This window comes from Thioalkalicoccus limnaeus, from assembly GCF_041197575.1.
GTDB classification, from domain to species: Bacteria; Pseudomonadota; Gammaproteobacteria; order Chromatiales; family Chromatiaceae; genus Thioalkalicoccus; species Thioalkalicoccus limnaeus.
Window position 1 is genome coordinate 48,386 of the sequence record NZ_JBDKXB010000011.1, and the last position, 26,711, is coordinate 75,096.

The 26,711-nt window shown below is 62.0% G+C and carries 24 protein-coding genes; 12 read left to right on the forward strand and 12 right to left on the reverse strand.

Going from position 1 to position 26,711, the window contains the following annotated elements; all coding sequences use genetic code 11:
- Positions 1-3 precede the first annotated feature (3 nt).
- The 3 genes from glyS to ABC977_RS10010 are packed head-to-tail and all read left to right on the forward strand — an operon-like array spanning position 4 to position 3,355.
- The gene (gene glyS, locus ABC977_RS10000) at positions 4-2,079 is read left to right on the forward strand and encodes a glycine--tRNA ligase subunit beta (RefSeq protein ID WP_369667114.1); all 2,076 of its coding nucleotides are present in this window, start codon (positions 4-6) and stop codon (positions 2,077-2,079) included.
- Positions 2,076-2,630: a D-glycero-beta-D-manno-heptose 1,7-bisphosphate 7-phosphatase gene (gmhB, locus tag ABC977_RS10005; RefSeq protein WP_369667115.1), complete on the forward strand. Its 555-nt coding sequence runs from the start codon at positions 2,076-2,078 to the stop codon at positions 2,628-2,630. Before glyS ends, gmhB begins: the two co-directional genes overlap by 4 nt.
- Positions 2,631-2,632: 2 nt before the next feature.
- Complete coding sequence (locus ABC977_RS10010) at positions 2,633-3,355, forward strand: lysophospholipid acyltransferase family protein (protein ID WP_369667116.1); 723 nt, start codon at positions 2,633-2,635, stop codon at positions 3,353-3,355.
- A 235-nt stretch (positions 3,356-3,590) separates the two neighbouring features.
- Here ABC977_RS10010 and gyrB read toward each other — a convergent pair whose 3' ends face one another.
- The 3 genes from gyrB to dnaA form a co-directional block, all read right to left on the reverse strand.
- Complete coding sequence (gene gyrB, locus ABC977_RS10015) at positions 3,591-5,996, reverse strand: DNA topoisomerase (ATP-hydrolyzing) subunit B (RefSeq protein ID WP_369667117.1); 2,406 nt, start codon at positions 5,994-5,996, stop codon at positions 3,591-3,593.
- A 95-nt stretch (positions 5,997-6,091) separates the two neighbouring features.
- The gene (gene dnaN / locus ABC977_RS10020; protein ID WP_369667118.1) at positions 6,092-7,198 is read right to left on the reverse strand and encodes a DNA polymerase III subunit beta; all 1,107 of its coding nucleotides are present in this window, start codon (positions 7,196-7,198) and stop codon (positions 6,092-6,094) included.
- A 182-nt stretch (positions 7,199-7,380) separates the two neighbouring features.
- Complete coding sequence (gene dnaA, locus ABC977_RS10025; protein ID WP_369667119.1) at positions 7,381-8,730, reverse strand: chromosomal replication initiator protein DnaA; 1,350 nt, start codon at positions 8,728-8,730, stop codon at positions 7,381-7,383.
- 275 nt (positions 8,731-9,005) lie between these two features.
- On the opposite strand from dnaA, the gene rpmH reads away from it, so the two are divergent.
- The 5 genes from rpmH to mnmE all read left to right on the forward strand — a co-directional run bounded on the left by rpmH (position 9,006) and on the right by mnmE (position 12,884).
- On the forward strand, positions 9,006-9,140 hold the full coding sequence (gene rpmH / locus ABC977_RS10030) for a 50S ribosomal protein L34 (protein ID WP_369667171.1): 135 nt from the start codon (positions 9,006-9,008) through the stop codon (positions 9,138-9,140).
- 41 nt (positions 9,141-9,181) lie between these two features.
- Positions 9,182-9,529, forward strand: a complete 348-nt coding sequence (rnpA, locus tag ABC977_RS10035; protein ID WP_369667172.1) for a ribonuclease P protein component — start codon at positions 9,182-9,184, stop codon at positions 9,527-9,529.
- Entirely contained in the window at positions 9,514-9,750 is a 237-nt protein-coding gene (gene yidD, locus ABC977_RS10040; RefSeq protein ID WP_369667120.1) for a membrane protein insertion efficiency factor YidD, read from the forward strand. The genes rnpA and yidD overlap by 16 nt, the downstream gene beginning before the upstream one ends.
- Positions 9,743-11,428, forward strand: a complete 1,686-nt coding sequence (gene yidC / locus ABC977_RS10045; protein ID WP_369667121.1) for a membrane protein insertase YidC — start codon at positions 9,743-9,745, stop codon at positions 11,426-11,428. The genes yidD and yidC overlap by 8 nt, the downstream gene beginning before the upstream one ends.
- A 109-nt stretch (positions 11,429-11,537) precedes the next feature.
- On the forward strand, positions 11,538-12,884 hold the full coding sequence (gene mnmE, locus ABC977_RS10050) for a tRNA uridine-5-carboxymethylaminomethyl(34) synthesis GTPase MnmE (protein WP_369667122.1): 1,347 nt from the start codon (positions 11,538-11,540) through the stop codon (positions 12,882-12,884).
- A gap of 64 nt (positions 12,885-12,948) precedes the next feature.
- On the opposite strand, the gene ABC977_RS10055 is transcribed toward mnmE, so the two are convergent.
- Positions 12,949-13,485 (reverse strand): zinc ribbon-containing protein, encoded by a 537-nt coding sequence (locus ABC977_RS10055; protein WP_369667123.1) that lies wholly within the window; start codon positions 13,483-13,485, stop codon positions 12,949-12,951.
- A gap of 246 nt (positions 13,486-13,731) precedes the next feature.
- Here ABC977_RS10055 and ABC977_RS10060 point away from each other — a divergent pair, with 246 nt between their 5' ends.
- Positions 13,732-14,769, forward strand: coding sequence for an Acg family FMN-binding oxidoreductase (locus ABC977_RS10060; RefSeq protein WP_369667124.1), 1,038 nt, complete (start codon positions 13,732-13,734; stop codon positions 14,767-14,769).
- 91 nt (positions 14,770-14,860) lie between these two features.
- The gene (locus ABC977_RS10065) at positions 14,861-15,907 is read left to right on the forward strand and encodes an FAD:protein FMN transferase (RefSeq protein ID WP_369667125.1); all 1,047 of its coding nucleotides are present in this window, start codon (positions 14,861-14,863) and stop codon (positions 15,905-15,907) included.
- 6 nt (positions 15,908-15,913) lie between these two features.
- On the opposite strand, the gene ABC977_RS10070 is transcribed toward ABC977_RS10065, so the two are convergent.
- From ABC977_RS10070 to ABC977_RS10080, 3 genes are read right to left on the reverse strand one after another with little or no spacing between them, the layout of a single operon-like run.
- Positions 15,914-17,650: a RyR domain-containing protein gene (locus tag ABC977_RS10070; protein ID WP_369667126.1), complete on the reverse strand. Its 1,737-nt coding sequence runs from the start codon at positions 17,648-17,650 to the stop codon at positions 15,914-15,916.
- A complete protein-coding gene (locus tag ABC977_RS10075; protein WP_369667127.1) occupies positions 17,647-18,303 on the reverse strand; it encodes a hypothetical protein in 657 nt (218 codons plus the stop codon). Before ABC977_RS10075 ends, ABC977_RS10070 begins: the two co-directional genes overlap by 4 nt.
- Before the next feature lie 59 nt (positions 18,304-18,362).
- Complete coding sequence (locus tag ABC977_RS10080; RefSeq protein ID WP_369667128.1) at positions 18,363-19,451, reverse strand: phosphotransferase enzyme family protein; 1,089 nt, start codon at positions 19,449-19,451, stop codon at positions 18,363-18,365.
- Positions 19,452-19,588: 137 nt separating this feature from the next.
- Between ABC977_RS10080 and ABC977_RS10085 the strand changes: the two genes are divergently transcribed.
- On the forward strand, positions 19,589-20,209 hold the full coding sequence (locus ABC977_RS10085; RefSeq protein WP_369667129.1) for a TIGR04282 family arsenosugar biosynthesis glycosyltransferase: 621 nt from the start codon (positions 19,589-19,591) through the stop codon (positions 20,207-20,209).
- 6 nt (positions 20,210-20,215) lie between these two features.
- Here the strand turns inward: ABC977_RS10085 and ABC977_RS10090 are convergent, their stop codons facing one another.
- On the reverse strand, positions 20,216-21,025 hold the full coding sequence (locus ABC977_RS10090; protein ID WP_369667130.1) for a cytochrome C assembly family protein: 810 nt from the start codon (positions 21,023-21,025) through the stop codon (positions 20,216-20,218).
- Positions 21,026-21,327: 302 nt separating this feature from the next.
- On the opposite strand from ABC977_RS10090, the gene ffh reads away from it, so the two are divergent.
- Complete coding sequence (gene ffh, locus ABC977_RS10095) at positions 21,328-22,719, forward strand: signal recognition particle protein (RefSeq protein WP_369667131.1); 1,392 nt, start codon at positions 21,328-21,330, stop codon at positions 22,717-22,719.
- 114 nt (positions 22,720-22,833) lie between these two features.
- On the opposite strand, the gene ABC977_RS10100 is transcribed toward ffh, so the two are convergent.
- The 4 genes from ABC977_RS10100 to ABC977_RS10115 all read right to left on the reverse strand — a co-directional run bounded on the left by ABC977_RS10100 (position 22,834) and on the right by ABC977_RS10115 (position 26,702).
- On the reverse strand, positions 22,834-23,718 hold the full coding sequence (locus ABC977_RS10100) for a DUF6279 family lipoprotein (protein ID WP_369667132.1): 885 nt from the start codon (positions 23,716-23,718) through the stop codon (positions 22,834-22,836).
- Positions 23,719-23,871: 153 nt separating this feature from the next.
- On the reverse strand, positions 23,872-24,489 hold the full coding sequence (locus ABC977_RS10105; protein ID WP_369667133.1) for a DUF938 domain-containing protein: 618 nt from the start codon (positions 24,487-24,489) through the stop codon (positions 23,872-23,874).
- A 166-nt stretch (positions 24,490-24,655) separates the two neighbouring features.
- Positions 24,656-25,339, reverse strand: coding sequence for a hypothetical protein (locus tag ABC977_RS10110; protein ID WP_369667134.1), 684 nt, complete (start codon positions 25,337-25,339; stop codon positions 24,656-24,658).
- Positions 25,340-25,367: 28 nt separating this feature from the next.
- A complete protein-coding gene (locus ABC977_RS10115; RefSeq protein WP_369667135.1) occupies positions 25,368-26,702 on the reverse strand; it encodes a phenylacetate--CoA ligase family protein in 1,335 nt (444 codons plus the stop codon).
- Positions 26,703-26,711 lie beyond the last annotated feature (9 nt).

Here is a 26,711-nt window from a genome sequence, read left to right on the forward strand (position 1 = left end):
TTTGTGCAAGAAGTCGAAGATCTACTGATCGAGATCGGGACCGAGGAGCTACCCCCGACCTCGTTGAACGCCTTGTCGTCCGCGTTCCAAGACAACATCGAGCGCGGTCTCGCGGAATTGGATCTAGGCCACGGGGCGATCGAGTCGTTCGCCACCCCGCGTCGCTTGGCCTGTCTGGTGCGACAGATCGAATCGGAGCAACCGGACCGGCAGATCGTCCGGCGCGGGCCCGCGTTGGCTGCGGCGTACGGCGGTGATGGACAACCGACCAAAGCGGCTCTGGGCTTTGCGCGCTCGTGCGGCGTGGCGGTCGATGAACTCGAAACGGAGGACACGGAGAAGGGCAAGGTACTGGTCGCGCGGCGCGTCGAATCGGGCCAGTCGACCACGGAACTGGTCCCTGCGATCCTTCGGCACGCCCTCGCGGGGCTTCCGATCGCGAAGCGGATGCGCTGGGGTGATCTCGACGATGAATTCGTTCGGCCGGTCCACTGGATCTGTGCACTCCTGGGTTCGCGACAGATCGAGGGTCGTCTGTATGGGGTCGACTTCGGTCGCGCGACGCGGGGTCACCGATTTCATCATCCGGAGCCCATCCTGCTCGAAGCGGCGGCCGATTACCCCGCCGTGCTGCGGGAGCGCGGCTATGTGGAACCGAGCTTCGCCCGCCGCCGTGCCTGGATCGAGAACCAGGTCCAATCGTTCGCCGAGACGCTCGGCGCGAGCGTGCCCTTGCCACCCCGGCTGCTCGATGAGGTTACGGCCTTGTGCGAGTGGCCTTGTGCCCTGATTGGGCAGTTCGACCCAGGCTATCTCGAGGTCCCCCCGGAGGTCCTGGTCGAAACCATGCAGGAAAATCAGCGATATTTTCCGGTTTACGACCGCTCCGGCGCCTTGTTGCCCCATTTCATCACAGTAGCCAACATCGAGAGTCACGATCCGGGCCAAATTCGGGCCGGCAATGAACGGGTGATTCGGCCGCGTTTTGCCGACGCCGCCTTCTTCTGGCATCAGGATCGGAAGCAGCCTTTGGACGAACGCTACCCGATGCTCGGCGAAGTCTTGTTTCACGAAAAGCTCGGAAGCCTCGCGGACAAAGCGGAACGCATCGCGCGTATCGGGGCCTGGATCGGCGAGCAGCTTGGACAGGATCGCCGTGAGATAGAGCGGGCGGCACGATTGGCGAAATGCGATCTCGTCACACAAATGGTCTTCGAGTTCCCTCGGTTGCAAGGGACTATGGGCCGCTATTACGCACAAGCGTCTGGCGAGCCTGCGATCGTCGCACAAGCGATCGAAGAGCAGTATCTCCCGGCCCAGGCTGGTGATCGGTTGCCATCGGGGGATCTGGGCCTCGCCTTATCGCTCGCTGATCGAGTCGATTCGCTGGTCGGGATCTTTGCGGCTGGCGAGCGTCCATCCGGGGTCAAGGATCCCTATGGCTTGCGCCGCGCCGCGATCGGGGTCGTACGCCTGGTGATCGAGACACCGTTGGACCTGGATATTCGGGAGCTGATCGCGCGGGCCGTGGCTGGTGTTCCGGCCGGACTCGACACTACCGGGATCGGAGAGGACGTATATCAGTATCTTGTCGAGCGGTTACCTGGCTACTATCAGGATCGCGGGATCCCGGTGGATACGGTCGAAGCAGGTGTTGCTGTGGGAGCCGGACGGCTCGCCGATCTCGACCAACGAATCCGGGCAGTCGAGCTTTTTCGTCGCCGGCCAGAGGCGGCGGCTTTGGCCACCGCCAACAAGCGAATCGGCAACATCCTGCGCAAATGCGATGAGGACACCGATAGCCCAGCACTTGGCTCGCTGATGGTCGAGCCAGCGGAGGCGGCACTGAGTGAACGGATCACCGAACTGGAGGGACGAATCGAGCCCATGATGGCTCGCTGCGACTACGCTGGTGTCTTGGATGAACTGGCGTCGCTCCGGCCCGAAATCGATGCCTTTTTCGATCAGGTCCTGGTCATGGCGGATGACCCACAGGTGCGCTTGAACCGATTGAGGCTTTTGCGACGAATCCAACGGCTTTTCGGGAACGTGGCGGATGTGTCACGGCTGCAGCCATGAGCGGGCAACGGCTGGTTATTCTGGACCGTGATGGCGTCATCAACGAGGATTCTGATGCCTACATAAAAGGGCTCGATGAATGGCGGCCAATCCCAGGAAGCATCGAGGCGATAGCCCGTTTAACGCAAAACGAGTTCCGGGTGGCTATCGTTTCGAATCAATCCGGTCTGGCGCGTGGACTCCTGAGCATCGACGACCTGAACGAGATCCATCAGCACCTGCATCATCTATTGAAGCAGATCGGTGGTCGGATCGACCTCATTTTGTTTTGCCCGCATGCACCCGGCGACCAATGCCTATGCCGCAAACCGTCGACAGGGTTGTTGGATGAACTCGGGCGGCGATTTCAAATGTCGCTCCAAGGTGTGCCTTTCGTCGGTGATTCATGGAGCGATGTCTTGGCGGCCCGGGCCGTTGGCGCACGACCCATCTTGGTCGAGACCGGCAAAGGACGTCGCACCCTGACCGTGCATCGCGAAGACTTGGAGGCGGTTGCCGTGTTTCCGGACCTGTCGACCGCTGTGGACAAGATACTCGAGGCGGGTAGCTGACCGTGCTTACGACCCTGCGCTCATTATTGTTTTTGGGGTTTCTCGCGTTGACGGTGGTCTTATACGCGTTACCACTGTCCCTGACCGGCTGGTTTATCGGTAAGGCGGCGCTCGGGCGAATCGGGCGTAGTTGGGGGCAGTTGAACCTATGGGGGTTACGTCACATCTGTGGACTCGATTATCGGGTCAGCCAACAACAGCCGTTACCGAACGAAGCATGCGTTGTGCTTTGTAAACACCAGTCGGCGTGGGAGACAATCGCGCTGCGCGCCATTCTGCCGGTCGACCAAGGGTGGGTCCTGAAACGGGAGCTCTTGTGGATTCCCTTTTTCGGCTGGGCACTGGCTCCGTATCAACCGATTGCAATCAATCGAAAGTCCGGACGGAAAGCGATCAAGCAACTTCTCGAACAAGGCAAGTTCTGGCTTGGTCGAGAACGATGGATCATCGTCTTTCCGGAAGGAACACGCGTCGCACCTGGGCAACGGGGCCGTTATGGTCTGGGTGGCGCTTTGTTGGCCGAGCGGTCTGGCGTCCCTATCGTCCCTATCGCGCATAATGCCGGCGTCTTCTGGCCGCGGCGGTCGATTCGAAAACACCCAGGGGTGATCGATGTCGTCATCGGACCCGTCATTCGAACAGAAGGTCGGTCGGCGGCGGAACTGAATGAGGCGGCCGAGGAATGGATCGAGCAAACGGTCGCCGGTTTGCCGACGGCCCGCTGAAGCAAGGTCAGCCGACAAAGGCCAGCGCATCGCCGGCTATCAGTGCTTGTCGTTCGTCGCTGGATAACGCTGGCGGGACACGTCGGCGGATCATCCGGAGTTCACCCGCATTGCTCGCAAGAGGTCCCCTGATGGCGGATGACGCCTCGCAGGGGTCTAACGGCTGGAGGCCTAGGCCATCAGCTCGGTCGACTCGCGCGCGATGGCGCACGGTGAGCCGCGCGACATATCATGATCAGATATCGATGTTTTCCGCCGACAGGGCGTTTACTTCGATGAACTCACGGCGAGGCTCGACCTGGTCTCCCATCAAGGTCGTGAAGATTTGATCTGCTGCCACCGCATCTTCGATCGTCACCTGTAACAGCCGGCGCGACTCGGGATTCATCGTGGTTTCCCACAGTTGATCTGGGTTCATCTCTCCCAAACCTTTGTATCTCTGAATGAAATAGCCTTTGCGCGCCTCCTCCATGAGCCAATCGATGGCATCGGAGAAGGCATGGATGGGGCGAACGCGGTCACCGCGCTGGATGGTTGCACCGGGGCCGAGGAGATCGGCGACTTTGTCCCCGAAGCTGACCAAACGAGCGTAATCCGCGCTACGGAAAAACTCGGCCGGGATATGTGTCTCCTCAGGTATGCCGTGTATCGAACGTACCAAGATGAACACGGACGATTGTAGCCCGCCCGGTTCGGCAACGAGCAGGCGATAGGATAAGGTGGATGGTAGATCTTGATTCAAGCGACGAGTTATTTCGTTGATCCAGTCGCTCGACAGGGTACCTTGCTCGAAGTGGGTCGGTTGCAGGCGCGGCATGGACTGGAGGTGGCGTAGCCACCTGGTGTCGTAGCGTTGCGCGAGTCGCTGTGTGACTTGTCGGACGACGAGATAGTCTCGCGCCAACTCATCGAGCGCCGTCGCGCTCAATGCGGGCGCATCGGCGGCGACACGCAACTGAGCACCCTCGAGGGCGGTTTGGAGCAAGGACATGGCCAGCCGGCTCTCATCAAGAAGGTATTCCTCCTGCTTGCCCTTCTTCAGCTTGTACAAGGGGGGTTGTGCGATATAGATGTGGCCTCGTTCGACCAACTCCGGCATCTGACGATAAAAGAAAGTCAGCAACAGGGTTCGGATATGGGCACCATCGACGTCGGCATCGGTCATGATGATGATTCGATGGTAACGGAGCTTTCCGGGGTCGTATTCCTCGCGTCCTATGCCGCACCCGAGGGCCGTAATCAGGGTACCGACCTCGACCGAGGAAAGCATCTTATCGAATCGGGCCTTCTCGACATTCAAGATTTTGCCCTTTAGGGGCAGGATGGCCTGAAACCTTCGATCACGGCCCTGTTTGGCCGAACCACCGGCGGAATCGCCTTCCACGAGATACAACTCGGAATGGGCGGGATCCTTCTCCTGGCAGTCCGCCAACTTTCCGGGCAAGCCCGCAACGTCGAGAACTCCTTTCCGACGGGTCATTTCACGTGCCTTGCGAGCGGCGTCGCGCGCCCGCGCAGCCTCGAGCATCTTATTGGCAATCGTTTTGGCCTCGGCGGGCTGCTCTTCCAAGAACTCGCCAAAGTGTTCGACAAGTAGAGATTCAACCACCGTCTTGACGTCCGACGAGACGAGCTTGTCCTTCGTTTGAGACGAGAACTTCGGATCGGCCACCTTGACGGATACGACGGCCGTCAAGCCCTCGCGGGCGTCATCACCGGTGGCTCGGATTTTCTGAGTCTTATCGAGCCCGATACGTTCGATGTATTGGTTCAGCGTGCGGGTCAGGCCCGCGCGGAAACCAGCGAGATGCGTACCGCCATCTCGTTGCGGGATGTTGTTCGTGTAGCAGAAGATATTTTCCTGATAGGACTCATTCCACTGCATCGCCAACTCGAGCTGCATGTCAGCACGGTCGGCACAGAAATGGAAGACGGTCGGGTGAACGGGAACTTTGTTCTTATTCAGGTGCTTTACGAAAGCGCGAATACCCCCTTGGTATTCGAAGCAATCTTCCTTCCCGGAGATTTCGTCGGACAGATGGATCCGCACGCCTGAATTCAAGAAGGACAGTTCGCGTAATCGTTTAGCGAGGATATCGTAGTGAAACTGAACATCGGAAAAGATGGCCGGGGATGGCCGGAAACGAATTTCGGTACCACTATCGGCGGTGTCGCCGATGACCCGGAGTGGATACTGGGGCTCTCCAAGGCAAAACTCTTGGCGGTGGATTTGGCCATTGCGGCGAATAACGAGGTCGAGGTGTTCCGACAGGGCGTTTACGACAGAGACGCCGACACCGTGAAGACCACCGGAGACCTTGTAGGAGTTCTGGTCGAACTTACCACCGGCGTGCAGGACGGTCATGATGACCTCGGCGGCCGAACGCTGCTCCTCGGTGTGCAAATCGACCGGGATACCACGGCCATTGTCGGCAACGGTAACGGCTCCGTCGGCGTGAAGGATGACGCGAATTTCGGTGCAGTATCCCGCTAGGGCTTCGTCGATCGAGTTATCCACGACCTCGAAGACCATGTGATGCAAGCCGGTCCCGTCGTCCGTGTCGCCGATGTACATGCCGGGGCGTTTGCGGACGGCATCGAGGCCACGAAGTACGGTGATGTTGGAGGAATCGTAGGACATGCTGTGGCCTCGAACGGCAGATATGAGTAATGTTTCACGTGGAACATCGGGGCGTCATCGCCGCGAGCCATCGGCTCGCTCCAAACTGAGTTTTCCTAAAGTCGCATCGGCATGATCACGAAAATCTCCCGTTCCCCGCCGACGCCCTGCCAGACCGAACTACTGTTCCCATCACTGAAACCGATTCGCACGGTTGCCTCGCTCACCGCCGACAACACATCTAGCACATAGCCGACATTGAAGCCGATCACTATCTCCGGACCGTCGTAATCGATCTCGATCTCCTCTTCGGCCTCCTCTTGTTCAGGGTTGTTCGCGACTAGGCGCAGGCGCTCCTTTTTGAACTCGAACCGCACGCCTTTATATTTTTCATTCGACAAGACCGCCGCCCTCAGCAGACCCGACCGCAATGCATCGACCTCGATTCGCGCCTCCTCGCGCAGCCCGACGGGAATCACCCGTTCATAGTCAGGGTAGCGCCCGTCGACGAGCTTCGAGATCAGACGAGTCTCCGCAAACTCAATGCACGCCATGCGTTCACTGACCGAGGTTGAAACGATCTGGTCCGCGTCTTCGTTCGCAATGATCCGCTTCAACTCCTGAACTGTTTTTGCTGGCAGGATGATCTGCGTCGCCTCCCCCGTTAACTCGTTATGATCCACGTCCACTTTCGCTAGCCGGTGTCCATCGGTGGCAACGGCCGATAGCTGTTTCTCGCCAAATACCAACAGGATCCCGTTCAGGTAATACCGGACATCCTGGTGCGCCATTGCGAAGGCAGTCTTGTCGAGCAAGCGTCGCCAGACGTCGATTGTTGGTCGCAACGTCCATTGCTGCGAATCCATCGTCATCCGCGGATAGGCGGATGCATTCATCGTCATCAGGACATAGCGTCCCCGTCCCGACGACAATAAAGCCTTTTCCTCTGTGGCCCGAAGCTTCACGTTCGCATCGTCTGGCAACGCGCGACAAATGTCGAAAAACTTCCTTCCCGGGACCGTGCAAGTGCCTTCCTCGATTGAATCGATCGGCACCTGTGCGGTGATCTCCACCTCCAGATCGGTTCCCGTCAATGTCAGTATTCCGTCCCCCGCCTCACATAGCAGGTTGCTTAGCATCGGCAGCGTCTGGCGTCTTTCGATTACCCCGATTACCTGCCCGAGCCCTTTCATCAAGGCTCTACGATTGGCGCGAAACTCCATATAAATACCCTGAATATAAATCTTTTCTGTTATGTTAGAGGCTGTTGATATCCGTCTTATCTGACCTAACTAACCGTTTAATAAATTCTTTTTTGTATTTCTACCCGTGCCTAAGGCTGTTGGAAAGCCGGTGATTCCTGTGGATAATTCCGGACCTGAAAACCTTCCAGTCGTTATCCACATCATCCTGACAGGATCCGCATCAAGTTCTTGTAATCCTCCTCGATGACGGCATCACCCTCTCGCAGTTCCTTGATCTTGCGCGTGGCATGCAACACCGTCGTGTGATCCCGCCCACCGAAAGCCAGCCCGATCTCGGGCAGGCTGAGCTTCGTGAACTCCTTCGCCAATGCCATCGCGACTTGCCTCGGCCGCGCCACGGAGCGAGTCCGCTTCGCCGATACGAGATCCGTCGTCCGAATCCGATAATACTCGGCCACCACCTTCTGGATATTTTCGATCGTCACCTGTTTGTCCTGGGCCACGAGCATGTCGCGCAAGGCCTCGCGCGCGAAATCGACCGTGATCGACCTCCCAGTGAATTGCGCGTTGGCAACGAGTCGTCTCAGCGCCCCTTCGAGTTCCCGAATGTTCGACCGAATCCGCTTCGCGACAAAAAAGGCCACATCCTCCGGAAAAAGCACATCCATCAGGTGCGCTTTGCTCTGGAGTATCGCAACCCTCGTCTCCAGGTCAGGAGGGTCGATCGCCACCGTCAAACCCCATCCAAACCGGGACTTTAACCGTTCCTCGAGGCCCGAAACCTCCTTGGGAAAGCGATCGCTCGTCAGGATGATTTGTTGACGCGATTCGAAAAGCGCGTTGAATGTGTGAAAAAATTCCTCCTGGCTTCGTTCCTTTCCGGCGAAGAACTGGACGTCATCGATCAAGAGGGCATTCACGCTCCGGTAGCGACGTTTGAAATCGGGCATCTGATTGCGCTGCAAGGCACGTACCATCTCGCCGACGAAGCGCTCCGAGTGCAAATAAACAACCCGTGCCCCGGGGTTCGTTGCCACCATCATGTTTCCGACCGCGTGCATCAGGTGCGTCTTGCCAAGCCCGACTCCTCCGTAAATGAACAACGGGTTGTAAGCCCCCCCTGGGTTTGCAGCGATCTGCACGGACGCCGCCCGTGCGAACTGATTCGACTTCCCTTCCACGAATGTGTCGAACGTGAAATCGGCGTTCAACGACGATTCTTCGACCGTTGACCGGTCGCTGCTGGTGGCACGCGACGGCGGATCGACCGCTGCCGTGCCAGATGTTCGTTTCGGCTCGCCCCTCGTTGTTTGACGACTCCCGACGACGAGCCGCACTTCAGTGATCCGCCCGTCGCCATACAATTTACACAGATCGAGCAATCGGTCCCGATAGTGATCCTCCACCCATTGCATGACGAAACGATTCGGGGCGAACAAATTCAGACGGTTCGTTTCTTCTTCCGCTTGGAGCGGCATGATCCAGGTGTTGAACTCCGCCGTCGTCAGTTCGCCCTTCAAAAAGGCCACACATTGGTCCCAAATACTCACCTGACCTCGTCTCCCGGTATCATCACTGTCAACAACGCTCCCTCTTTGCCACCCGTTCCGCCACGATGCGCTGTCCGAGCCGCATTCGACGACCCAGTCTACCCCCTCGACCGCAACTTATCCACAGGTCCAGCCTCGCTCCCCCTATTGACCGTCCAGCACCAATAACCTAATATTCCGCCTCTTTATCGAGCGTTTAGCCCGTGTGCTTCGAGGTGCACCGCCGCTCGTTTCCCGCGTTGTATTTCGCACAGCAGAGTCTAGGGTCCCTTGCCATGAAACGAACTTTCCAACCGAGCCGCATCAAGCGTGCCCGAACGCATGGATTCCGCGCCCGGATGGCGACGCAAAAAGGCCGTGCGGTGTTGAATGCCCGACGTGCAAAAGGGCGCAAGAGATTGATACCCTAGAACAGGAACGACGCCGTTCGACGGCCGACCAACGCGCTACCCTGCCACGCTCCACGCGCCTAGACCGGCCGGCCGCCTTTCGTCGGATCCTCGCGCAGCCGATCACCTTCCACGACGCCTTCTTCACCGTGATGGCTTGCCCGAACACTCGTTGCCAACCGCGCATCGGTTTGGCCGTGTCGCGCAAGTGCGCACGCCGTGCCGTCGATCGCAACCGGATCAAACGCATCGTCCGGGAGAGTTTTCGACGGCACCGGCAATCGATCCCGCCGATCGACATCCTCGTGATCGGCCGGCCTCGTGCTGTGCAGGCGTCGAACGCGAGGCTACGCGCCGCCCTGCGGTTCCATTGGGAATCCCTGCGGGAGGTTCAATGCGACAGTTCCTGATCGTGCCGATTCGTGTCTATCAATACCTGATCAGTCCACTCCTCGGCCCCCATTGCCGCTTCCACCCGACCTGTTCTCAGTATGCCATTGTGGCCATCGAGAGGCATGGCGTCGTGCTCGGCGTTTGGCTCGCCCTGCGTCGCCTCTCGCGTTGCCACCCATGGTATGAAGGTGGCTTCGATCCGGTCCCGACCAAGACGGAAAACCGTTCCCATGGATAACTATCGGCTCATCCTCATCCTTTCTCTCGGCTTGGTACTCTTCATGATCTACCAAGCCTGGGTCAAAGACTACGGTCAGATTGCCTCGCCACCAAGCGAAGAACTGACCCTCATCGATTCAATCGGCGATCCAGAGCCCACGCCGACGGCCGCGCCCGAAGGCGTGCCGATGGCGGCGACCGTCCCCGATACCGCGCGCCCGACCGTGTCGGCCGACTCTGAGCAGGCTACGGACCTCAGTTCCGCGCACGCCCCGATTACCGTCGATACCGATGTCCTGCGTCTCGAGATCTCACCTAAGGGCGGCACCATCATCAGTGCCTGGTTGAAGGACTACGAAGTCCACCCGGATCGGCCTGAAGAGAAGGTGCGTTTGCTCAAGCCCCAGCCACCCAATCTCTTTCTCGCCCAGGCCGGTCTCCTGAGCGCGACCCCGGATCAGGCACCCAACCACGAAGCCCTTTTCCGCGCGTCCCGTAGCCATTACGAACTCGGAGACGCCGACGAGCTCGTCATCGAGCTTCTCTGGGAAAGCAACGATGGCGTCGAGGTCATCAAGCGCTACCGCATCGAACGCGGCAGCTATCTGGTCCATGTATCCCATGAAGTCCGCAACAACACAGCAGAGAGTATCGCGGTTCGCCGTTATAGCCAGCTTCAGCGCACCGAACTCTACGATCCGGACGCTTCGTGGTTCTTGCACACCTACACGGGCGGTGTCTTCTACAGTCCTGAGGACAAATACAATAGGGTTTCCTTCTCGAACATGCAAAACCGGCCGCTCGATAAGCCGGTGATCGATGGCTGGATCGCCATGATCCAGCATTACTTCCTGGCGGCCTGGATACCTCCGTCGGACACCCAGTACAACTTCTATACGAACGTCATTGGCAACGACCGATATATCATCGGCATGTACTCACCGGCGATCGCGATCCCGCCCGGCATGGTGCAAAGTTTCGAGGACCGATTGTTCGTTGGCCCGAAACTCCAGGAAGTGCTGGTCGATGTCGCGCCTGGTCTGCGGCTTGCCGTCGATTACGGTTGGTTGACGATCCTGGCCCAACCGATCTTCTGGCTGCTGAACAAGATCTACGGCCTCGTCGGCAACTGGGGCTGGGCGATCGTTATCCTGACCGTCTTGATCAAGCTCCTGTTCTACAAGCTTTCGGAGACCAGTTACAAGTCGATGGCGGGGATGCGTAAGCTGACACCGCGATTGCAGGCGTTGAAGGATCGCTACGGCGACGACAAAGAACGTCTGAACCAGGCAATGATGGAGTTGTACAAGAAGGAGAAGATCAACCCGCTTGGTGGATGCCTACCGATCCTGATCCAGATACCAGTTTTCATTGCTTTGTACTGGGTATTGATCGAAAGCGTCGAGTTGCGTCACGCCTCGTTCATCTTCTGGCTGAACAATCTTTCGGCTCCGGATCCCTACTATGTGTTGCCGTTGATCATGGGAGCCTCGATGTTCTTGCAGACGAAGCTGAATCCGACGCCACCGGATCCAATTCAAGCGAAGATCATGATCAGCCTGCCCTTCGTGTTTACGGTCTTCTTCGCTTTCTTCCCGGCGGGCTTGGTGCTCTATTGGACCGTGAACAATATCCTTTCGATAGCGCAACAGTGGTATATCACGCATCAGATGGAGAAACAGGAGAAGAAGAAATAGCCGGTCCGGAACGGTCCAGGTCTGACAGGATCGCATTTCGTGACCGTTGGCTGGCCTCTCTCTTCACAGGCGAATGCGGCTGCGGTGATGATCCTTTGACCAGCGACACATGACTCCAATCGACACCATCGCCGCCATCGCGACCCCAAACGGGGTCGGTGGCGTTGGTATCCTGCGCGTCTCTGGTCCCCTGGTCGCAACGGTCTGTCAGTCGCTCCTTGGCCGGACTCTTGATCCGAGGTACGCCACCTATTCGCGATTTCGCGATCCAGATGGCGTCACGATAGATCACGGGCTGGCGATTTTGTTTCCAGCGCCGCGCTCCTTCACCGGCGAGGATGTCTTGGAGCTGCACGCGCATGGGGGACCGGTCGTTCTGGATCTGCTCCTCGCGGCCCTCCTTCGTTGCGGGGCACGGCTTGCGCGGCCAGGGGAATTCACCGAGCGGGCCTTTCTGAATGGCAAGCTCGACTTGGCCCAAGCCGAAGCAATTGCCGACCTGATCGAATCGAGCACCGTAGCGACGGCCCGTTCGGCGGTCCGGACGCTCGAGGGCGAGCTGTCGAGGAAAATTCAGGATCTCGTCGAACGGCTGGTCGATATGCGTGTCGAGATCGAGGCGGCGCTCGATTTTCCCGACGAGGAGTTGGACCTCCTCGGTGCGGACACGATCGGACAAGGGCTCGTGCGCTTGATTGCGGAGACCCAGAAGCTGCTCGCGGGTGCCCATCAGGGGCGTCTGTTCAGGGATGGCCTGGTGGTCGTGATCGCGGGTCCGCCGAACGCTGGTAAATCGAGTCTGATGAACGCCTTGACGAACGCCGAAACGGCCATCGTCACTCCGATCCCCGGCACCACCCGCGATCTGCTGCGGGAACGCATTCAGATCGACGGCCTTCCGGTTCAATTGATCGATACGGCGGGATTGCGTCCATCGGATGATCCGATCGAGGTGGTCGGCATGGAGCGCGCCCGGACACAACTGAGTGCTGCCGATCTCGTGCTCTGGGTCTTCGATGGCACGGAACAGGACATCGACTACTCGAGGTGGCGACAGGAGTTACCGACCGGGATCGCGGTCACCTGGCTACGTAACAAGATCGATCTGACGGGGCACCCGCCCGGGTCATACGCGACGCCCTTCGGACAAGAGATCGCATTATCCGCCTCGACCGGTCAGGGCCTGCCGCATTTGCACGAGCATCTTCGCGGAATGGCCGGCGACGCATCTGACGCCGAAGGCGTATTCCTCGCACGGCGGCGTCATATCACTGCCCTAGAAGGCGCGCTCGCCCACCTCGAGACCGCGCGAGAGGCCCTTCTGAATCACCTTGCGCCAGAGATGGTTGCCGAGGACCTCCGCCAGGCGCAACGGCGATTCGGCGAAATCACCGGCCAAGTGTCCTCGGAAGACCTGTTGGAGCGGATCTTTTCGAGTTTCTGTATCGGAAAATAAACTCGAACCCGGCGGCTCCGAGCAGGACCGATTCAAGGTGCGTCGGCCCTGGCTGTCGGCCAGCTCAGTCTTGCGAGGAACCCTCCGTGCGACGGCGAAAGAGCGTGCTGCCGCAGTCGGCACACAGCGGGACACGGCCGGTTCGGACCAAGTGGGTCTCCGCGCCACATCGATCGCAGATAAGTGTTCCCGGACCGGTGATCTCGCCGGCCTGATAAAGGCTCATCAGCCTGGCGTTCTCGGCCCACTGCGCCAGATTCAAGCTGGTCTGATCAGCCACCCGCGCGAACATCTCGAGCATCCGCTGTTCCATCAACTCGAGATCGAAACGCCACCAATTGCGCAGATCTTCCCCGGTTTCAGCGATATAGTGGGCGGCGTCCTTGATATCGCGCTCGATGTACTCCGAGACCCTGTTCGCCTCTTCGCGTGTCAATTCGCCGAGTTCGACCATCTGGTCACGGACCCGGCCAAGCAGGTCGGTCAACCGCGGTATGGTTCCTTGCCTTACCTCCTCGATTTGGTCATGGGTCTGCTGGAGCATCCGGTCGTACGCTTCGACCAGGTGATCCGGACTCTCTTTGTTCCGATCTTGTGACATCTTGGCCTCCGTTTGTTGCAAAAGACTGGGGTCGAGTCGCTCGCGATTCAATCCGGCGCCCTTATCGCCCGATGGCGTTGCCGTGCCAACGCGACGATTCTGGCGTTGCGATTCGAGGAGGCTCAACGAACCCTCGCGGACCCGTTGATTCCTTCGGGCATCCTTTCAGAGAGTTTATTCCTTCCAGGCCTGGGTTAGAATCGGAACCCGTCGCCTGTCGTGGCCCCCTTGCTTGTTTGGATTGACATGATGCGCTCGGCAAAAGTATACGATCAGGCAGCGGCCGCGATTCGCTACCTGCCCCCGGCTTCCCGGCATGGTCTACTGGACACGCGAAGCCTGGTTCGGTTGGCGACCCTGGCTGCCTCGAGCCATAACTCGCAGCCATGGCGGTTTCGCATTGCCCGCGATCGGATCACGATCCTGCCGGATTATCGGCGCCGCTGCCCCGTCGTCGATCCGGACGACAGTCACCTGTTCGAGAGCCTTGGTTGCGCGGCCGAGAACCTGGTCGTCGCCGCGGCCGCCCAGGGTTTCGATGCGCAGGCCTCGTACAGCCAGTCGCTCGATGCCGTCGTCGTCGACCTCGAGCGATCGGACTGGGCTCGGGCCAACGAACTCTACCCAGCGATCGCGCAGCGCCAATGCGTCCGCCGACCCTACAACGGACGGCCTCTCGGGCGAGCCGAACTCGACAAGCTGACGCAGGCCGGACGCGGCGGTAGCCGCGCGCAAACAGTGATGCTGGTCACGGACGCGGCGAAGGAGGCGGTCGTCGACTTCGTGACTCAGGGCAATGCTTTGCAACTAACGGACCGCGCCTACCGGCGCGAACTGGCCTCGTGGATTCGGTTCAACAGCCGCGAGGCCCTGCGCCACGGCGACGGTCTCTCGGCCCGAGCCAACCGGCGTCTGCCGTTGCCATCATGGCCGGCTCGGCTGCTGTCGAAGCCGTTGCTCGATCCCGAACGGCAATCCGCGCGCGACAGGAAGCAGATCCGCACCGCCGCCGGCGTAGCCGTTTTCGTCTCGGCCGAGCACGACAAGGCATCGTGGGTCGAGGTCGGGCGGACCTGCCAGCGCTTTCTGCTCCAGGCGGCGGCGTTGAACATCCGCACCGCCTTCATCAACCAACCGATCGAAGCGCGTTCGCTGCGCGGTCAGTTCGAAAGCTGGCTGCAGTTGAAGGGGGAGCGCGCGCTGCTGATGGTGCGCTTCGGCCATGGCCCAAAGGCGCCATTCAGCTTACGACGACCACTCGACGAGGTAATCTTGACCGAATGATGACGTTCATCGAGCATCCACATCGCTCCTGGAACCGCCGGGGTCTGCGCCTCCCGGTCGACGGGTTGTGGCGGGCCGCACCTTGGTCTCGATGACCTCGACCCGCCGCCGACCGGGGTCTGCCGCGCTGCTCGGAAGCTGGCTTCTGATCGTGGTCGCGCTGATCGGCTGTGGTCCGCCAACGGATCAGGAGTCGATCCAGATCTCCGGTCCGACGATGGGCACCTACTACGTCGTGCAGGTGGCAGACCCGCCGGCCGGCTTGACGGCGCACGAATTGAAACAGGCCGTCGAGACGATCCTCGATCGGGTCATCGCCGAGATCTCGACCTACGAGCCGGAGTCGGAGCTTTCTCGTTTCAATCAGAACCGTTCGACAGACTGGGTCCCCGTTTCGGCGAATCTCGTCGAGATCGTCGCCGAGTCGCTCGAACTGAGCCGGTTGACCGATGGAACCTACGATCCGACGATCGGGCCATTGGTCAATCTCTGGGGTTTCGGTGCGCAAGGGCGCGTCGCGGAACCACCGACGGCGGCGGCCGTCGCCGCCGCGGCCGAGCGCGTTGGTTTCGACCAGCTCGCGTGGCGCGCAGAGCCGCCTGCGCTGCGCAAGGCTCGCCCGGATCTCTATCTCGACCTGTCGTCACTCGGTGAGGGCTATGGCGCCGATCTGATTGCGGATTTCCTCGAGTCGCGCGGTCTGGACCACTATCTGGTTGCCGTGGCCGGGACATTGCGCGTCAAGGGCCTGAATACCCGCGGCACGCCATGGGCCATCGCGATCGAGGAACCGACACCCGGCTACCGAGCCGTTCACCGCATTATCCAGATCGGCGACGGGGCCCTGTCGACCTCCGGAGACTACCGCAACTATTTCGAACACGAGGATCGCCGGTACTCGCATCAAATCGATCCGCGAACGGGCGAGCCGGTCTTTCATCGTGTCGCTTCTGTGACCGTCGTCGGCGAATCGGCGACATCGGTCGATGGCCTCGCGACGGCTCTGATGGTGCTGGGCGACGAGCGCGGTCCGGCGCTGGCCGAGGCGGAGGGTATCGCGGCTTACTTCATCCTGCGCGGCGACGACGATGACTTCGAAAGCTGGGCGACGCCGGCATTCGAGGCCCTTTTCGATTAGCAACGCCTAATATTCGAAGCCCCATTCGGCTGTTCCCGTGGCCGGATCGATCCACACCTGTTTGAGCCCGTCCGCTCGGGCGACGCTGGTTCCCTTGACGCCGATCCGGATCAGGATCTGTGCGCGGCGGGCGAACCATTCGGCGAGGGCCGATTGGCCAGGCACCGTGATGCGTCGGTCGACCTGGGCCACGAGCTCTAACCATGCTCGTCGCGTCTCGCGATCCCTCTGCGCGGCCAGGGTCTCGGCAACGGGTACCGGCGCTACGAGAAACAGGCTAGCGTCGTAATGCGCGCGGCCCAGCCGAGCGAGGGTCTGGGCCGCCGTCGTCGTGAACGGGCCGGCGAGGACCAGTGCGCGATCGGGATAACGCTCGGCCAGCCGAGCCAGCACGCGATCTGACACCTGATCCCATCGGTCACCGGGATCGATATCGGCGTCCGGCACGCCGATGATCAGCATCCGGGCCATCGCCCGGCCGAACCGGGCCAGCAGAACCGGAGTGAGTCGGACCGCGAAGCGATCGAGATCCTTCATCGGTCCGCTGAGCTCGGCATAGGGGACCAGCTGCGGGTGATGCCGGCGTTGGTTATCCCGGATCGTGCCATGAGTCCAGCCATCGAGATAGCGATCGGCTGCCCACCGACTGTGCTCGATCTCGGCGAGCCGTTCCACTTCAAGTGGTGCGAAACGAAAGGATTCGACCTGTTCTTCCGGCCGCGCGGCGGTGTCGCATAGGGCTAGCTTTGCCCAGAGGTGATCGGCCTGCTGGCGCGAAGCACGGCGGTAGGAGTCGTCCAGTTGCTCCCATGGTCGTCCCGCCGGCGCCTGATTGGGGTCTCGTCCTTGCGCGGCGATGGTGTCGCGATAGTGATCATGAACGATCTGCGCTAGATCATCGTCACGCTGATCGAGTAGCGCCGTCGGGCAACAAGCCATGCGGCGATAGGAAAAAGGTCGAATCTGACCGTCCCAATCATCGATGGTCCCACCGGGCTCGGCGGCACCGATCTCGACCTGGATCGGCGGTGAGACGGATTGTCCCGCTTGGACCGCGTCCCGTAACCGTTCGGCAACAGCGAGGGCCCTGGCCGCCGGCCTCAGACAGACGAACATCGCGGTGACCGGTGGGTCGGTCGGTTCGCAAGGCCGCGCCAGTTCGGCAAAGCGCAGCTGCGCGATGCGGTTGACTGACGGATAGGCCGCCAGCAAGGCGGACCGATAGCCCGCCGGATCATTGCTGACCAGCGTCAGCCACGGTCGTTCTCCACCGTAATGCATCAATCGGAGTGCTTGCCCGATCAGGGCGTCGGCAGGGGCGTCGCGCCCGGCGACGACCAGGTGAGGGATCTGGCCGAACGCCCGATCGAACCCTTCGTGCAGGGGCCACCTCAGCAGCAGCGCGCGGGCTGCGGTCGACTCGATCGCGACGGTCGCGCACGGCAGATCAGCAAGCCCGCTCGGGACCGCCGGTGGCTCGCGCCCGTCGGCGACGAGGATGACACGGCGTGGGGCCAAGCCCCGGATCAGCGTTAGGGCTCGAGCGCTGAGATCGGTCAGGATCAGCGTCGCGCCGATGTCGCGGCCGCGCCTGGTGAGGTGCTGCTCGGCGTTTCGATACAGCGGGCGACCGGCACGTTCGAAGGCGTTGGTGATCTCATCGGCCAAGGGTCCATTCCCAATCAACAGGATGCGCTCGCGCCGTAGCCAATCGATCAGGCCCGATCGCCGAGGGCCGGTCATGCGGAGCTATCCAGAGTCGCCAGGACCTGCGTAGGGTTCGCGAGCGCGGCGCTCAGGGTGAGCACCTCGGCGACACCATCCGCGAGCCCCTGGTGGTGCGGATTCCTGGCCCAATGATCGGTTGCGCCGCCGGTGTCGGCCAGCAGCAGCGTCCGACGGCCTGCGGCGAGGCTCAGAGCGATATCCTGGTCGGTGATCCGGCCCCCGCCAGCGGCGAGTGTCATCGTCGGCGCACCGGCGGCGAGCGCGGTGGCGCTGTCGCGTATCCAAGCCGATTCGTCGCCCCAGCACTCGCCGGGGACCAAGAGCAGGTGGCTGTGATGCGGTTCCAGCGCGGCGCTGTCCGCTCTGGCGGGGACCCCTGGCCAGTGGACGGTGCCACGCGCCGCGATGCCGATCAGTGGGAAACGGGCCTGCCGCCGGCTGCGCGCGAGCCCCATCCGCGCCATCACGCCGGCATCGGTGCCGCCGTCGATGACGGCGATACCGCGCGCGTCGAGTTCGCCCCCGAGCGCGGTGAAAAGACGCATCAGCGCATCGCCGATCCGGGCATCGAGCCCGCCTGCCCCGCCGACCAGCACCAGAACCGCTCGCCGGGTCACCAGTCCCAAGGCTGCCAAGTACTGTGGCAGTCGGGCGGGATCCGTCGCCATGACGGCCTTGATCCTCGCACTGGGTTCGACAGCGATCACGAAGCTCTCGCACATGCGGATCACCCGCCGACGCCAAAGGCGGCTGCGATGACTCGGCGAAGGGTCGCGGCCTTTGTTTCGATGTCGGCAACCAGCGAGAATTGGGCCATCGCTCGGTCGAGGTTGTCGCCCGGTCGACGCACTCGGAAGTACCGATCGCCCTCGAGGTGGTCGGTCAGAAAACGGACACCGAGCTCCAAGGGAAGCAAACGAATGGCCGGGGCGATCAGCGCGATCTCGGCCTCCGCGAGAAAGGGCTTGGTCTCGGCGGCGTAGGCGTCGAGCACGGCCGCACAGAGATCGATGTCGAATCGCGCCTCCCGATCCGATTCGCGGCGCGGATTGCATACCGAACGGAGCAGGTCCCCGATATCATGAGGGATCAGACCAGGCTGCAGCGTATCCAGATCGACGAGGCCGATCGCACGCTGGCCACGCTGGTCGAACAGCAGGTTGTCGAGTTTCGGATCGCCATGGACGATCCGCATCGGGACGCGACCGGCCGCGCGAGGTCCCTCCAGCGCGTCGGCCAGCGCTCGTCGCTCGGCGACGAAGCTCAACGCCGACTGGACCGTCGCCGGCTGCGTGGTCGGGTCGATGTCTGCCACGACCTGTTCGAGGCGAGCCATATACAGGGGCGTGGCATGAAAGTCCGGGAGTGCGATCGCAAAGTCGCTCGGGTCGAGGTCGGAACACAGGCGATGAAAACGGCCGACGAGGGTCCCGACCGTGAAGGCCTGCTCCATCGTCGCAAGGTGCGTGACGACCTCGGTGTCGCCAAGGAAGTCGAGCATCCGCCACAGGGCGCCGGCCTCGTCGTCGATGCCGAGACGGCCGCAACGGCCCGGTATCAAACGCGGCAGACGGAGCCCCGCCGCCGGGTGCCTGAGCCGATGGGCAGTGAGCCGTGCCAGGTTGGCGAGGATCGCCGCCGGTTCTGGGAACACCTGGTCGTTGAGGCGTTGCAGCACATAACGCGGGCCACTCGTCGTCACCAGATAGGTTCGATTGATCAAGCCCGTCCCGAAGGGTTCGACCCTGCGCACGGGGGCGGCGAGCATAAACTGCTCGGCGAGCGCGGTCAGGCGCGCGGCTTCAGATGGACTCATTGGTATCGCGGACTTGAACATCGATGCAGTGGAGCCCGGCGCTGATCGCGCCTTGGTGAGCCATGTCGCCGAACGACCATCATAGGCGGTTACTCTGCCAGTCTTACTTGCCCCTTGTCACGACAGGAGACCGCGACATGTTCGATGACCGGGCCCGTATCCTGATTTTTGCCAAGGCGCCGATCCCGGGACAGGTCAAGACGCGGCTGATCCCGGCGGTGGGGGCCGCGGCCGCGGCCGCGTTGCACGGGCGCATGCTCCGCGATCTGTTGGCTCGGATCGGACCGCAGCCGCCGGCACCGATCGAGCTGTGGTGCGCCCCCGATGACGAGCATCCTCTGTTCGTTGATTTGGCCGCGAAGTATGGCTTGATGCGTCATCGGCAACGCGGCCGCGACCTGGGCGAGCGCATGTACCGTGCCGCGCAGACCTCGATGGGCGAGACGCGGTTCGCGATCCTGATCGGTGCCGATTGCCCAGGGCTCGACCGGTCTTACCTCCAGAGGTCGCTGATCGCGCTCGCCGACGGAGCCGATGCCGTATTGGGCCCGGCCGAGGACGGTGGTTACGTGCTGTTGGGTTTGCGGCGATTGGCGATGCGGCTGTTCGAGGACATGCCGTGGGGCACCGATGAGGTCGCCGCGATCACCCGGACCAGGATGGCCGATCTCGGCTGGCGCTGGACCGAGCTGGCGACCCTGTGGGATCTGGACCGCCCCGAGGACCTCGCGCGTGCTGGCTCGCCAGCCTGTCCGTGACCGGGATCACCGATAGAGGATCAACTCCAGCACCGCCTTGCTGCCGAAGTAGGCGAGGATCAGCATCACGAAACCGCTCAAGGTCCAGATGATCGCGGTCCGACCACGCCATCCATAGCGATAACGGCCTAGCAGCAGCGCACCGAAGACGACCCAGGCGAGCGTCGACAGGACCGTCTTGTGAACCAGGTGCTGCGCGAACATGTTCTCGAGGAAAGCGAAACCGCTCAACAGCGACAACGTGAGCAGGATGAAGCCGGCACCGATCATCTCGAATAGCAGGCTCTCCATCGTTTGCAGCGGCGGCAGCGCACGAACGAAGCCCCCCGGCTGGCGGCTGTGAAGATGATGGTCCTGCACTGCCAGCAGGATCGCTTGCACGCTGGCCAGCGTCAAAAGGCTGTACGCCAGCATCGAGAAGAGCACGTGCAGCTTCAGCGCCCAGCCAGCCGTCTGCTGCATCAGGCTGATGGATGGGTAGGCGAGTTCGAGCGCGACCGTGATTGCGGCCAGCGGCAGGAGCACGATGCCCAGATTCTCGACGGGCTTGCTCAGGCTCGAGACCATCAAGAGCGTGACGACGGTCCAGGAGGTCAGCGACAGCGCATTGAAGAACGCGAGGTTCAATCCCGGAACGCGGAAGATGGTGTCGAACAGCACCCAGCCATGCAGCAAGACGCCGGCGAACCCGAGGGTCAGCGCCAGGTTGCGGTTCGGCACTCGCTCCTGATCGCGGCGGAAAAGCCGCAGCGTGACGAGGGCCGCGCTCGCGACGTAGAACAGGACAACAGCCAAGGCGAGATAGGTCTTGATCATGGCATGGAATCATCGCACAAAGGCCAGACCGAGAAAACGGCCAGTTCCAATCGCTTCGGTATGCCGGCCGAACTTTGCCGATACTCGTCGCGCGTGGCTTCTTGGGTAAGCGAGCTTCGTCGATCGAGCCCGCGAGCAAGGCGCGATGACCAGTATAGGCTGGCTCGGTTGCGAGGAGACGCAGCACTGGTATCGCGTGCGAGGTTCGTGCATCGCGGCGGAAAATCCATGTGCGACACGTATATAATCACGGCTTTGCGGCGCCGGCTCGGGATCGCGCGCGTTTGGCTCTGAGGTAAGACATGTTCGAGAATCTCCAGGATCGTTTCGGCAGCGTGTTGCACAATCTTCGCGGTCAGGCGCGGCTGACCGAGGACAACATCAAGGACACGTTGCGCGATGTTCGCATGGCGTTGCTGGAGGCCGATGTCGCGTTGCCGGTGGTCCGTCGGTTCATCGATGAGGTTCGGGAGAAGGCCTTGGGCGAGGCCGTCGTCAAGAGCCTGACCCCTGGTCAAGTCCTGATCAAGATCGTCAACGACGAATTGATCAAGCTGATGGGGGACGCGAACGCCGGGCTCGACTTGTCGGTGCCGGCGCCGGCCGTCGTGCTGATGGCGGGACTCCAGGGTTCGGGCAAGACGACTAGCGTCGCGAAGCTGGCCCGCCTGCTCAAGGAGCGGCACAAGAAATCGGTGATGGTCGTCAGCTGCGACGTCTACCGCCCCGCCGCCATCGACCAGTTGCGCACCGTCGCCACCGAGGTCGGCGCCGACGTCTTCCCCAGCCGTCCCGATCAGGCCCCGATCGAGATCGCGCGCCACGCGCTCGAAGCCGCTCGCAAGGGTTACAAAGACGTCCTGATCGTCGATACCGCAGGCCGGTTGCACGTCGATGTCGACATGATGAACGAGATCAAGGCGCTGCATACGGCGGTCGAGCCGGTCGAGACCCTGTTCGTCGTCGATGCGATGACGGGTCAGGACGCGGCGAATACGGCCAAGGCCTTCGGCGATGCGCTGCCGCTGACCGGTGTCATCCTGACGAAGACCGATGGCGATGCCCGGGGCGGCGCGGCGCTGTCGATTCGTCAGATCACCGGTAAACCGATCAAGTTCCTGGGCACCGGGGAGAAGACCACGGCCCTCGAACCCTTTTACCCGGAGCGCGTGGCCTCGCGGATCCTGGGCATGGGCGATGTCGTATCCTTGGTCGAGGAGGTCCAGGCCAAGGTCGACCGCGACAAGGCCGAGCGGTTGGTCAAGAAGCTCAACAAGGGCAAGGGGTTCGATCTCTCGGATTTCAAAGAACAGATCGAGCAGATGACGAAGCTCGGCGGCATGGCCGGGATGATGGACAAACTGCCAGGCATGGACAAGTTGCCGCCACATCTCAAGGATCAGGTCAACGACCGCGAATTGGTCAAGCTGCTCGCGATCATCAACTCGATGACGCCGCAGGAGCGCGCCCACCCGGCGATCGTCAAAGGGTCGCGAAAGCGACGCATCGCGCGGGGTTCCGGCACCCAGGTCCAAGACATCAACAAACTGCTCAAGCAGTTCGTGACGATGCAGAAGATGATGAAGAAGATGAAGGGTGGTGGCATGGCCAACATGATGCGCGGCCTGCAGGGTCGGTTTCCAGGGCTTCTCCCGGGCGGTGGCTTGCCGCCCGGTGGTGGCTTTCGCCTGTGACGCGTCGATTCGACCCCGACCCCGCCATCGGTTCGTCAGGCACGCCCGACCCGCGATCGAGGCCACTCGGTCATGTGCCGAACGCGCATGAACAGCGCCCACCCGTATCCCGCATCAGGCGCAATGCAGCGGCACCATCTGCGGTCGGCGCTGCTGCAGCTTCATGAAGTCGTCGCGGAAGGTCTTGAGCCGGTCGGCGAATCGCTCCCGTTGCGCCGGACTCAAGGTGGCATCGAGGCGGAGGAAGAGCTCGGCGACGCCGGTGCGGATGCCGGCGGCGGCCTGCTGCAGCTCCGCCGGCGCATCGCGGTATTCGACGAGCCAGTGGTGCAAGAACCGTCGTATCTCGTCCTCGCCGGCGCCGCCTTGCATCAAGCGAAGTAGCTCTCGTTGTTTGGTGGTGCGGTAGGGTTCCCACAGGCCACTGGTGTCCGGGATCCGGGCGGTCACATCGGCGACGATTCGGCGTTGCTCAGCGCTGAGCGGGCCGATCCACCAAGCCGCCGACTCGGCATAACGTTCCGCCCGCTTGTCGGCGCTGCGCTCGGTACGCTGACGGTCGCGTTCCGCTTTCGCCGCATCTTCGCGGAACCGCTCGTCCAGCTGACGAACCTGGCGCGGAGATGCGTTGGCGAAGAGCGGCGTGGCCAAATCGACCGCCAGCAGCGAGTGGCGACCGTAGATCTCCTCGAACCGATCGAACAGACAGTCGACGGTGGCTTCGGTCAGGCCATCGCGGACCCCGCGCCACGCCATGTCGAAGAACGCGGCGAGATACGGCAGTTCCTCGTTCCGATGCTGGTTCAGCGTCTCGTTCAGCGTCGGCCGCCAACCCGCGAGCTGCACGCTGTCGAGCGCCAGATACCCATTGGCGTAGCGTTCGATGAAGAAATCGGCGGTGTTGTAGGCCAGTTGAACGCGCGTGCAACCGGCCGCGAGGATCAAGGTCAAGACAGCAGCGACAATAAAGAGTCGGCTTCGTCGTAAGACAGCGTGCATGCATCTGTTCCATAGTCGATCAATGTAGACCAAGGGCCTCGCGACAGCGTCACGCTGGCCGGGTATCGCTCATAGAGACCAGTCCGGGGTCGAAAAGTTGACCGGGGATCACGGCCCGATCCTCGAGCCTGGATCGCGACGCTCCGTATCTCGTCAATCAGCGACTCGACAACCCCGGCGGCACCAAATCAGGGTGAGGTTGTTGACCGGCATCGGTTCGCTGCGCACGAAATCGAGCCCATGGCGATCCGCCAGCGCTTGCAAGTCGCCGAGATCGCGCAGACCCATCCGCGGATCCTGGCTCTTCAGCCAGGCATCGAAGCGACGATTGCTGTCGCTCGTGTACCGGCCGCTCTCGTTGAAAGGACCATAGAGCGCGAAGTAGCCACCCGGCGCCAGTACGGCCCCGACGCCGCGAACCATCGCCGCCACGGCCTCGACGGTCATGATGTGCGCGGTATTGGCGCTGAAGACGGCATCGAAGGAGTCGCCCGGCCAAGTCCCTAGCACATCGAGGGCCAGCGGAGACGGCAGATTCGGGCGCGTGGCCTCGTCGAGCCAGGCATGCAATCCTGGCAACTGATCGGGCAGCTCGCTCGCCTGCCAAATCAGGTGCGGCATCGCGGCACTGAAGTAGATGGCGTGTTGGCCGGTGCCGCTCCCGATCTCGAGCAGGCGCCGCGCCTGACTGAACAAGGGCTGGATCACGGCCAGGATCGGTTCCTTGTTTTCGTCGCTCGCGGCGCTGTAGGGTTTGGCGCAGGCAGACATCGCGGCCTCCGACTGGGCAAGTCATCAGTCAGGGCTAAATTGGGGTTCCCCTGCGACAGATCCACAGTGGTGCCGAGTCTTTGCCCTCGGTGACCGCCGTCGCCGCAACCTGTACCTCAGGATCCTCGTGTGCTGATCGCGAGGCGGCCCGTCCCCGCCCGAGTCGCTACAGCACCGGACCGACCGCGACGCCGAGCAGCAACACGGCCGAGGCTGCGGCCGTGATCAGGATGTTGTCGTCGATCGCGCCGAACTCGTAGCGCTCGACGAGGGTCGCGACCAGCGCGGCGAGCAGGCCCCATTCGGGGATGCCTGGATCGGCCAGGCCGCCGATGATCCAGCCCATCGGCGCGCAGACGAGGAACATGAAGACGTTACCGATCGGGCTCTTCGAGCGTTTGCGCACCACCAGGTTGCGCGCGATGCCGGTGACGCCATCGCCGAAGGCCATGAATAGGGCCGGCAGGATCGCAAGCCATGGATTGCCGAGCAGCCACCAGAGCAAGGACACCGACGCGAGCCAACTGAGCGCGAACTTGACATCGTTGCGGTTGTCATCGGTCTGAAACCAGAACATTCGCAGGCCCGTCGCATGGGCGGCGTAGGTCAACAGGCTGAACAGGATGCCGGCGACCAACGGAAACCACAAATCCGTGAACACCAAAGGCACCATCAGCGAACCGACGCCGCCGGCCGCCATGTGGACGATCTTGCGGTTGTAATAGACGGCCCGGATCGGCTCCATACCCCGCGCGACCATCCGGTCGTACGGGATCTTGGTCAGCCACAGAACGGCTAAAACATAGAGACCGAGGCCGGCGGCCCACAGCCACTGGGGATCGAGGTCCATGCGTTGCGTGCTCCGGTGTTTGGGGGGGTCAACCCTCGTGCAGGCCGCGCCGATCGAGCACCCGCTTCGCCTTGCCGACGAAGCGCTCGATGCTGCGCGGCTCGACGAGCTCGACATGGGCGCGGATGCCGGCGACCGATTGGATCTCCGACCCGATCCGCTCGCGCAGCGACTGCATTCGATCCATGCGGTCGGAGAAGATCTCCGGATGGATCTCGACCTTCACCGTCAGGATGTCGAGTCGTTCCGGGCGGTCGACCTCGATGACGTAGTGGGGCGTCGTGCCCTCGACCCGCAGCAGGGCCTCTTCGATCTGCGACGGGAAGACATTGACGCCGCGGATGATCAGCATGTCGTCGGTGCGGCCCGTCACGCGGCTCATCCGCGCCGTCTGGCGCCCGCAGCGACAGGGGGATCGCTCGATACGGGCGATATCACGGGTGCGATAGCGCACCAGCGGCATCGCCTCGCGCGTCAGCGTCGTGATCACGAGTTCACCGGGCTGGCCTTCCGGCACGGGTTCCAGGGTCTCGGGATCCAGGCACTCGACGAGGAAGTGGTCTTCCTGCAGGTGCATGCCGGTCCGGGCCGGACACTCGCCACTGACGCCAGGGCCGATGACCTCGGACAGTCCGTAGTTGTTGAAGGCCAGGATCCCGAGTTCGGCCTCGATCTGATGGCGCATGTCCTCGGTCCAGGGTTCGCCGCCGAAGTGGCCGTAGCGGATCGGCAACGAACGCGGATCGATGCCGAGCTCACGGGCCGTGTCGGCGATCGTCAGCGCGTAACTCGGTGTGCAGATCAGGACCTCCGGATCCAGCTCGCGCATGATGTCGATCTGGCGGCGCGTATTGCCGGACGCGGCCGGGATCACGGCGGCCCCGACCCGTTCGATCCCATAGTGGAGACCGAAGCCGCCGGTGAACAGGCCGTAACCGAAAGCGACCTGCGCGGTGTGCTCGGGGCGAAGGCCGCCGGCTACCAGGAAGCGCGCGCACAGGTCCGACCAGGTCTTCAGATCGCCGGCGGTGTAGGCGACGAAGGTCGGACGCCCGGTCGTGCCGGACGAGCCATGGATCCGCGCGAGCTCGCGCCGCGCAACGGCGAGGAAGCCGAGCGGTTGGTGGCGGCGGAGATCCTCCTTGGTCGTGATCGGCAGGCGCCTGATGTCGTCGAGCGAGCGGATCCGTTGCGGTGTGATCTCGTGACGTTGGAACTGGTCACGATAGAAGGGAACCCGGGAGACCCGTTCGACCAAGGCCCGGAGCCGCTCCAGCTGCAGGGCGCGCAGCGCCTCCGGTGGCCGTGTCTCGATCGGATCCCAGATACGCCGCTCGGCGAGGAGCTCGGCCTCGGTGGTCATCGCCAGTCC

Excerpts from the sequence above, each read along its gene's own strand:
- gmhB (WP_369667115.1), top strand. The coding sequence starts at position 2,076 with ATGAGCGGGCAACGGCTGGTTATTCTGGACCGTGATGGCGTCATCAAC.
- gyrB (WP_369667117.1), bottom strand. The coding sequence starts at position 5,996 with ATGTCCTACGATTCCTCCAACATCACCGTACTTCGTGGCCTCGATGCC.
- dnaN (WP_369667118.1), bottom strand. The coding sequence starts at position 7,198 with ATGGAGTTTCGCGCCAATCGTAGAGCCTTGATGAAAGGGCTCGGGCAG.
- rpmH (WP_369667171.1), top strand. The coding sequence starts at position 9,006 with ATGAAACGAACTTTCCAACCGAGCCGCATCAAGCGTGCCCGAACGCAT.
- yidD (WP_369667120.1), top strand. The coding sequence starts at position 9,514 with ATGCGACAGTTCCTGATCGTGCCGATTCGTGTCTATCAATACCTGATC.
- yidC (WP_369667121.1), top strand. The coding sequence starts at position 9,743 with ATGGATAACTATCGGCTCATCCTCATCCTTTCTCTCGGCTTGGTACTC.
- mnmE (WP_369667122.1), top strand. The coding sequence starts at position 11,538 with ATGACTCCAATCGACACCATCGCCGCCATCGCGACCCCAAACGGGGTC.
- ABC977_RS10055 (WP_369667123.1), bottom strand. The coding sequence starts at position 13,485 with ATGTCACAAGATCGGAACAAAGAGAGTCCGGATCACCTGGTCGAAGCG.
- ABC977_RS10060 (WP_369667124.1), top strand. The coding sequence starts at position 13,732 with ATGATGCGCTCGGCAAAAGTATACGATCAGGCAGCGGCCGCGATTCGC.
- ABC977_RS10065 (WP_369667125.1), top strand. The coding sequence starts at position 14,861 with ATGACCTCGACCCGCCGCCGACCGGGGTCTGCCGCGCTGCTCGGAAGC.
- ABC977_RS10070 (WP_369667126.1), bottom strand. The coding sequence starts at position 17,650 with ATGACCGGCCCTCGGCGATCGGGCCTGATCGATTGGCTACGGCGCGAG.
- ABC977_RS10075 (WP_369667127.1), bottom strand. The coding sequence starts at position 18,303 with ATGGCGACGGATCCCGCCCGACTGCCACAGTACTTGGCAGCCTTGGGA.
- ABC977_RS10080 (WP_369667128.1), bottom strand. The coding sequence starts at position 19,451 with ATGAGTCCATCTGAAGCCGCGCGCCTGACCGCGCTCGCCGAGCAGTTT.
- ABC977_RS10085 (WP_369667129.1), top strand. The coding sequence starts at position 19,589 with ATGTTCGATGACCGGGCCCGTATCCTGATTTTTGCCAAGGCGCCGATC.
- ABC977_RS10090 (WP_369667130.1), bottom strand. The coding sequence starts at position 21,025 with ATGATCAAGACCTATCTCGCCTTGGCTGTTGTCCTGTTCTACGTCGCG.
- ffh (WP_369667131.1), top strand. The coding sequence starts at position 21,328 with ATGTTCGAGAATCTCCAGGATCGTTTCGGCAGCGTGTTGCACAATCTT.
- ABC977_RS10100 (WP_369667132.1), bottom strand. The coding sequence starts at position 23,718 with ATGCACGCTGTCTTACGACGAAGCCGACTCTTTATTGTCGCTGCTGTC.
- ABC977_RS10105 (WP_369667133.1), bottom strand. The coding sequence starts at position 24,489 with ATGTCTGCCTGCGCCAAACCCTACAGCGCCGCGAGCGACGAAAACAAG.
- ABC977_RS10110 (WP_369667134.1), bottom strand. The coding sequence starts at position 25,339 with ATGGACCTCGATCCCCAGTGGCTGTGGGCCGCCGGCCTCGGTCTCTAT.
- ABC977_RS10115 (WP_369667135.1), bottom strand. The coding sequence starts at position 26,702 with ATGACCACCGAGGCCGAGCTCCTCGCCGAGCGGCGTATCTGGGATCCG.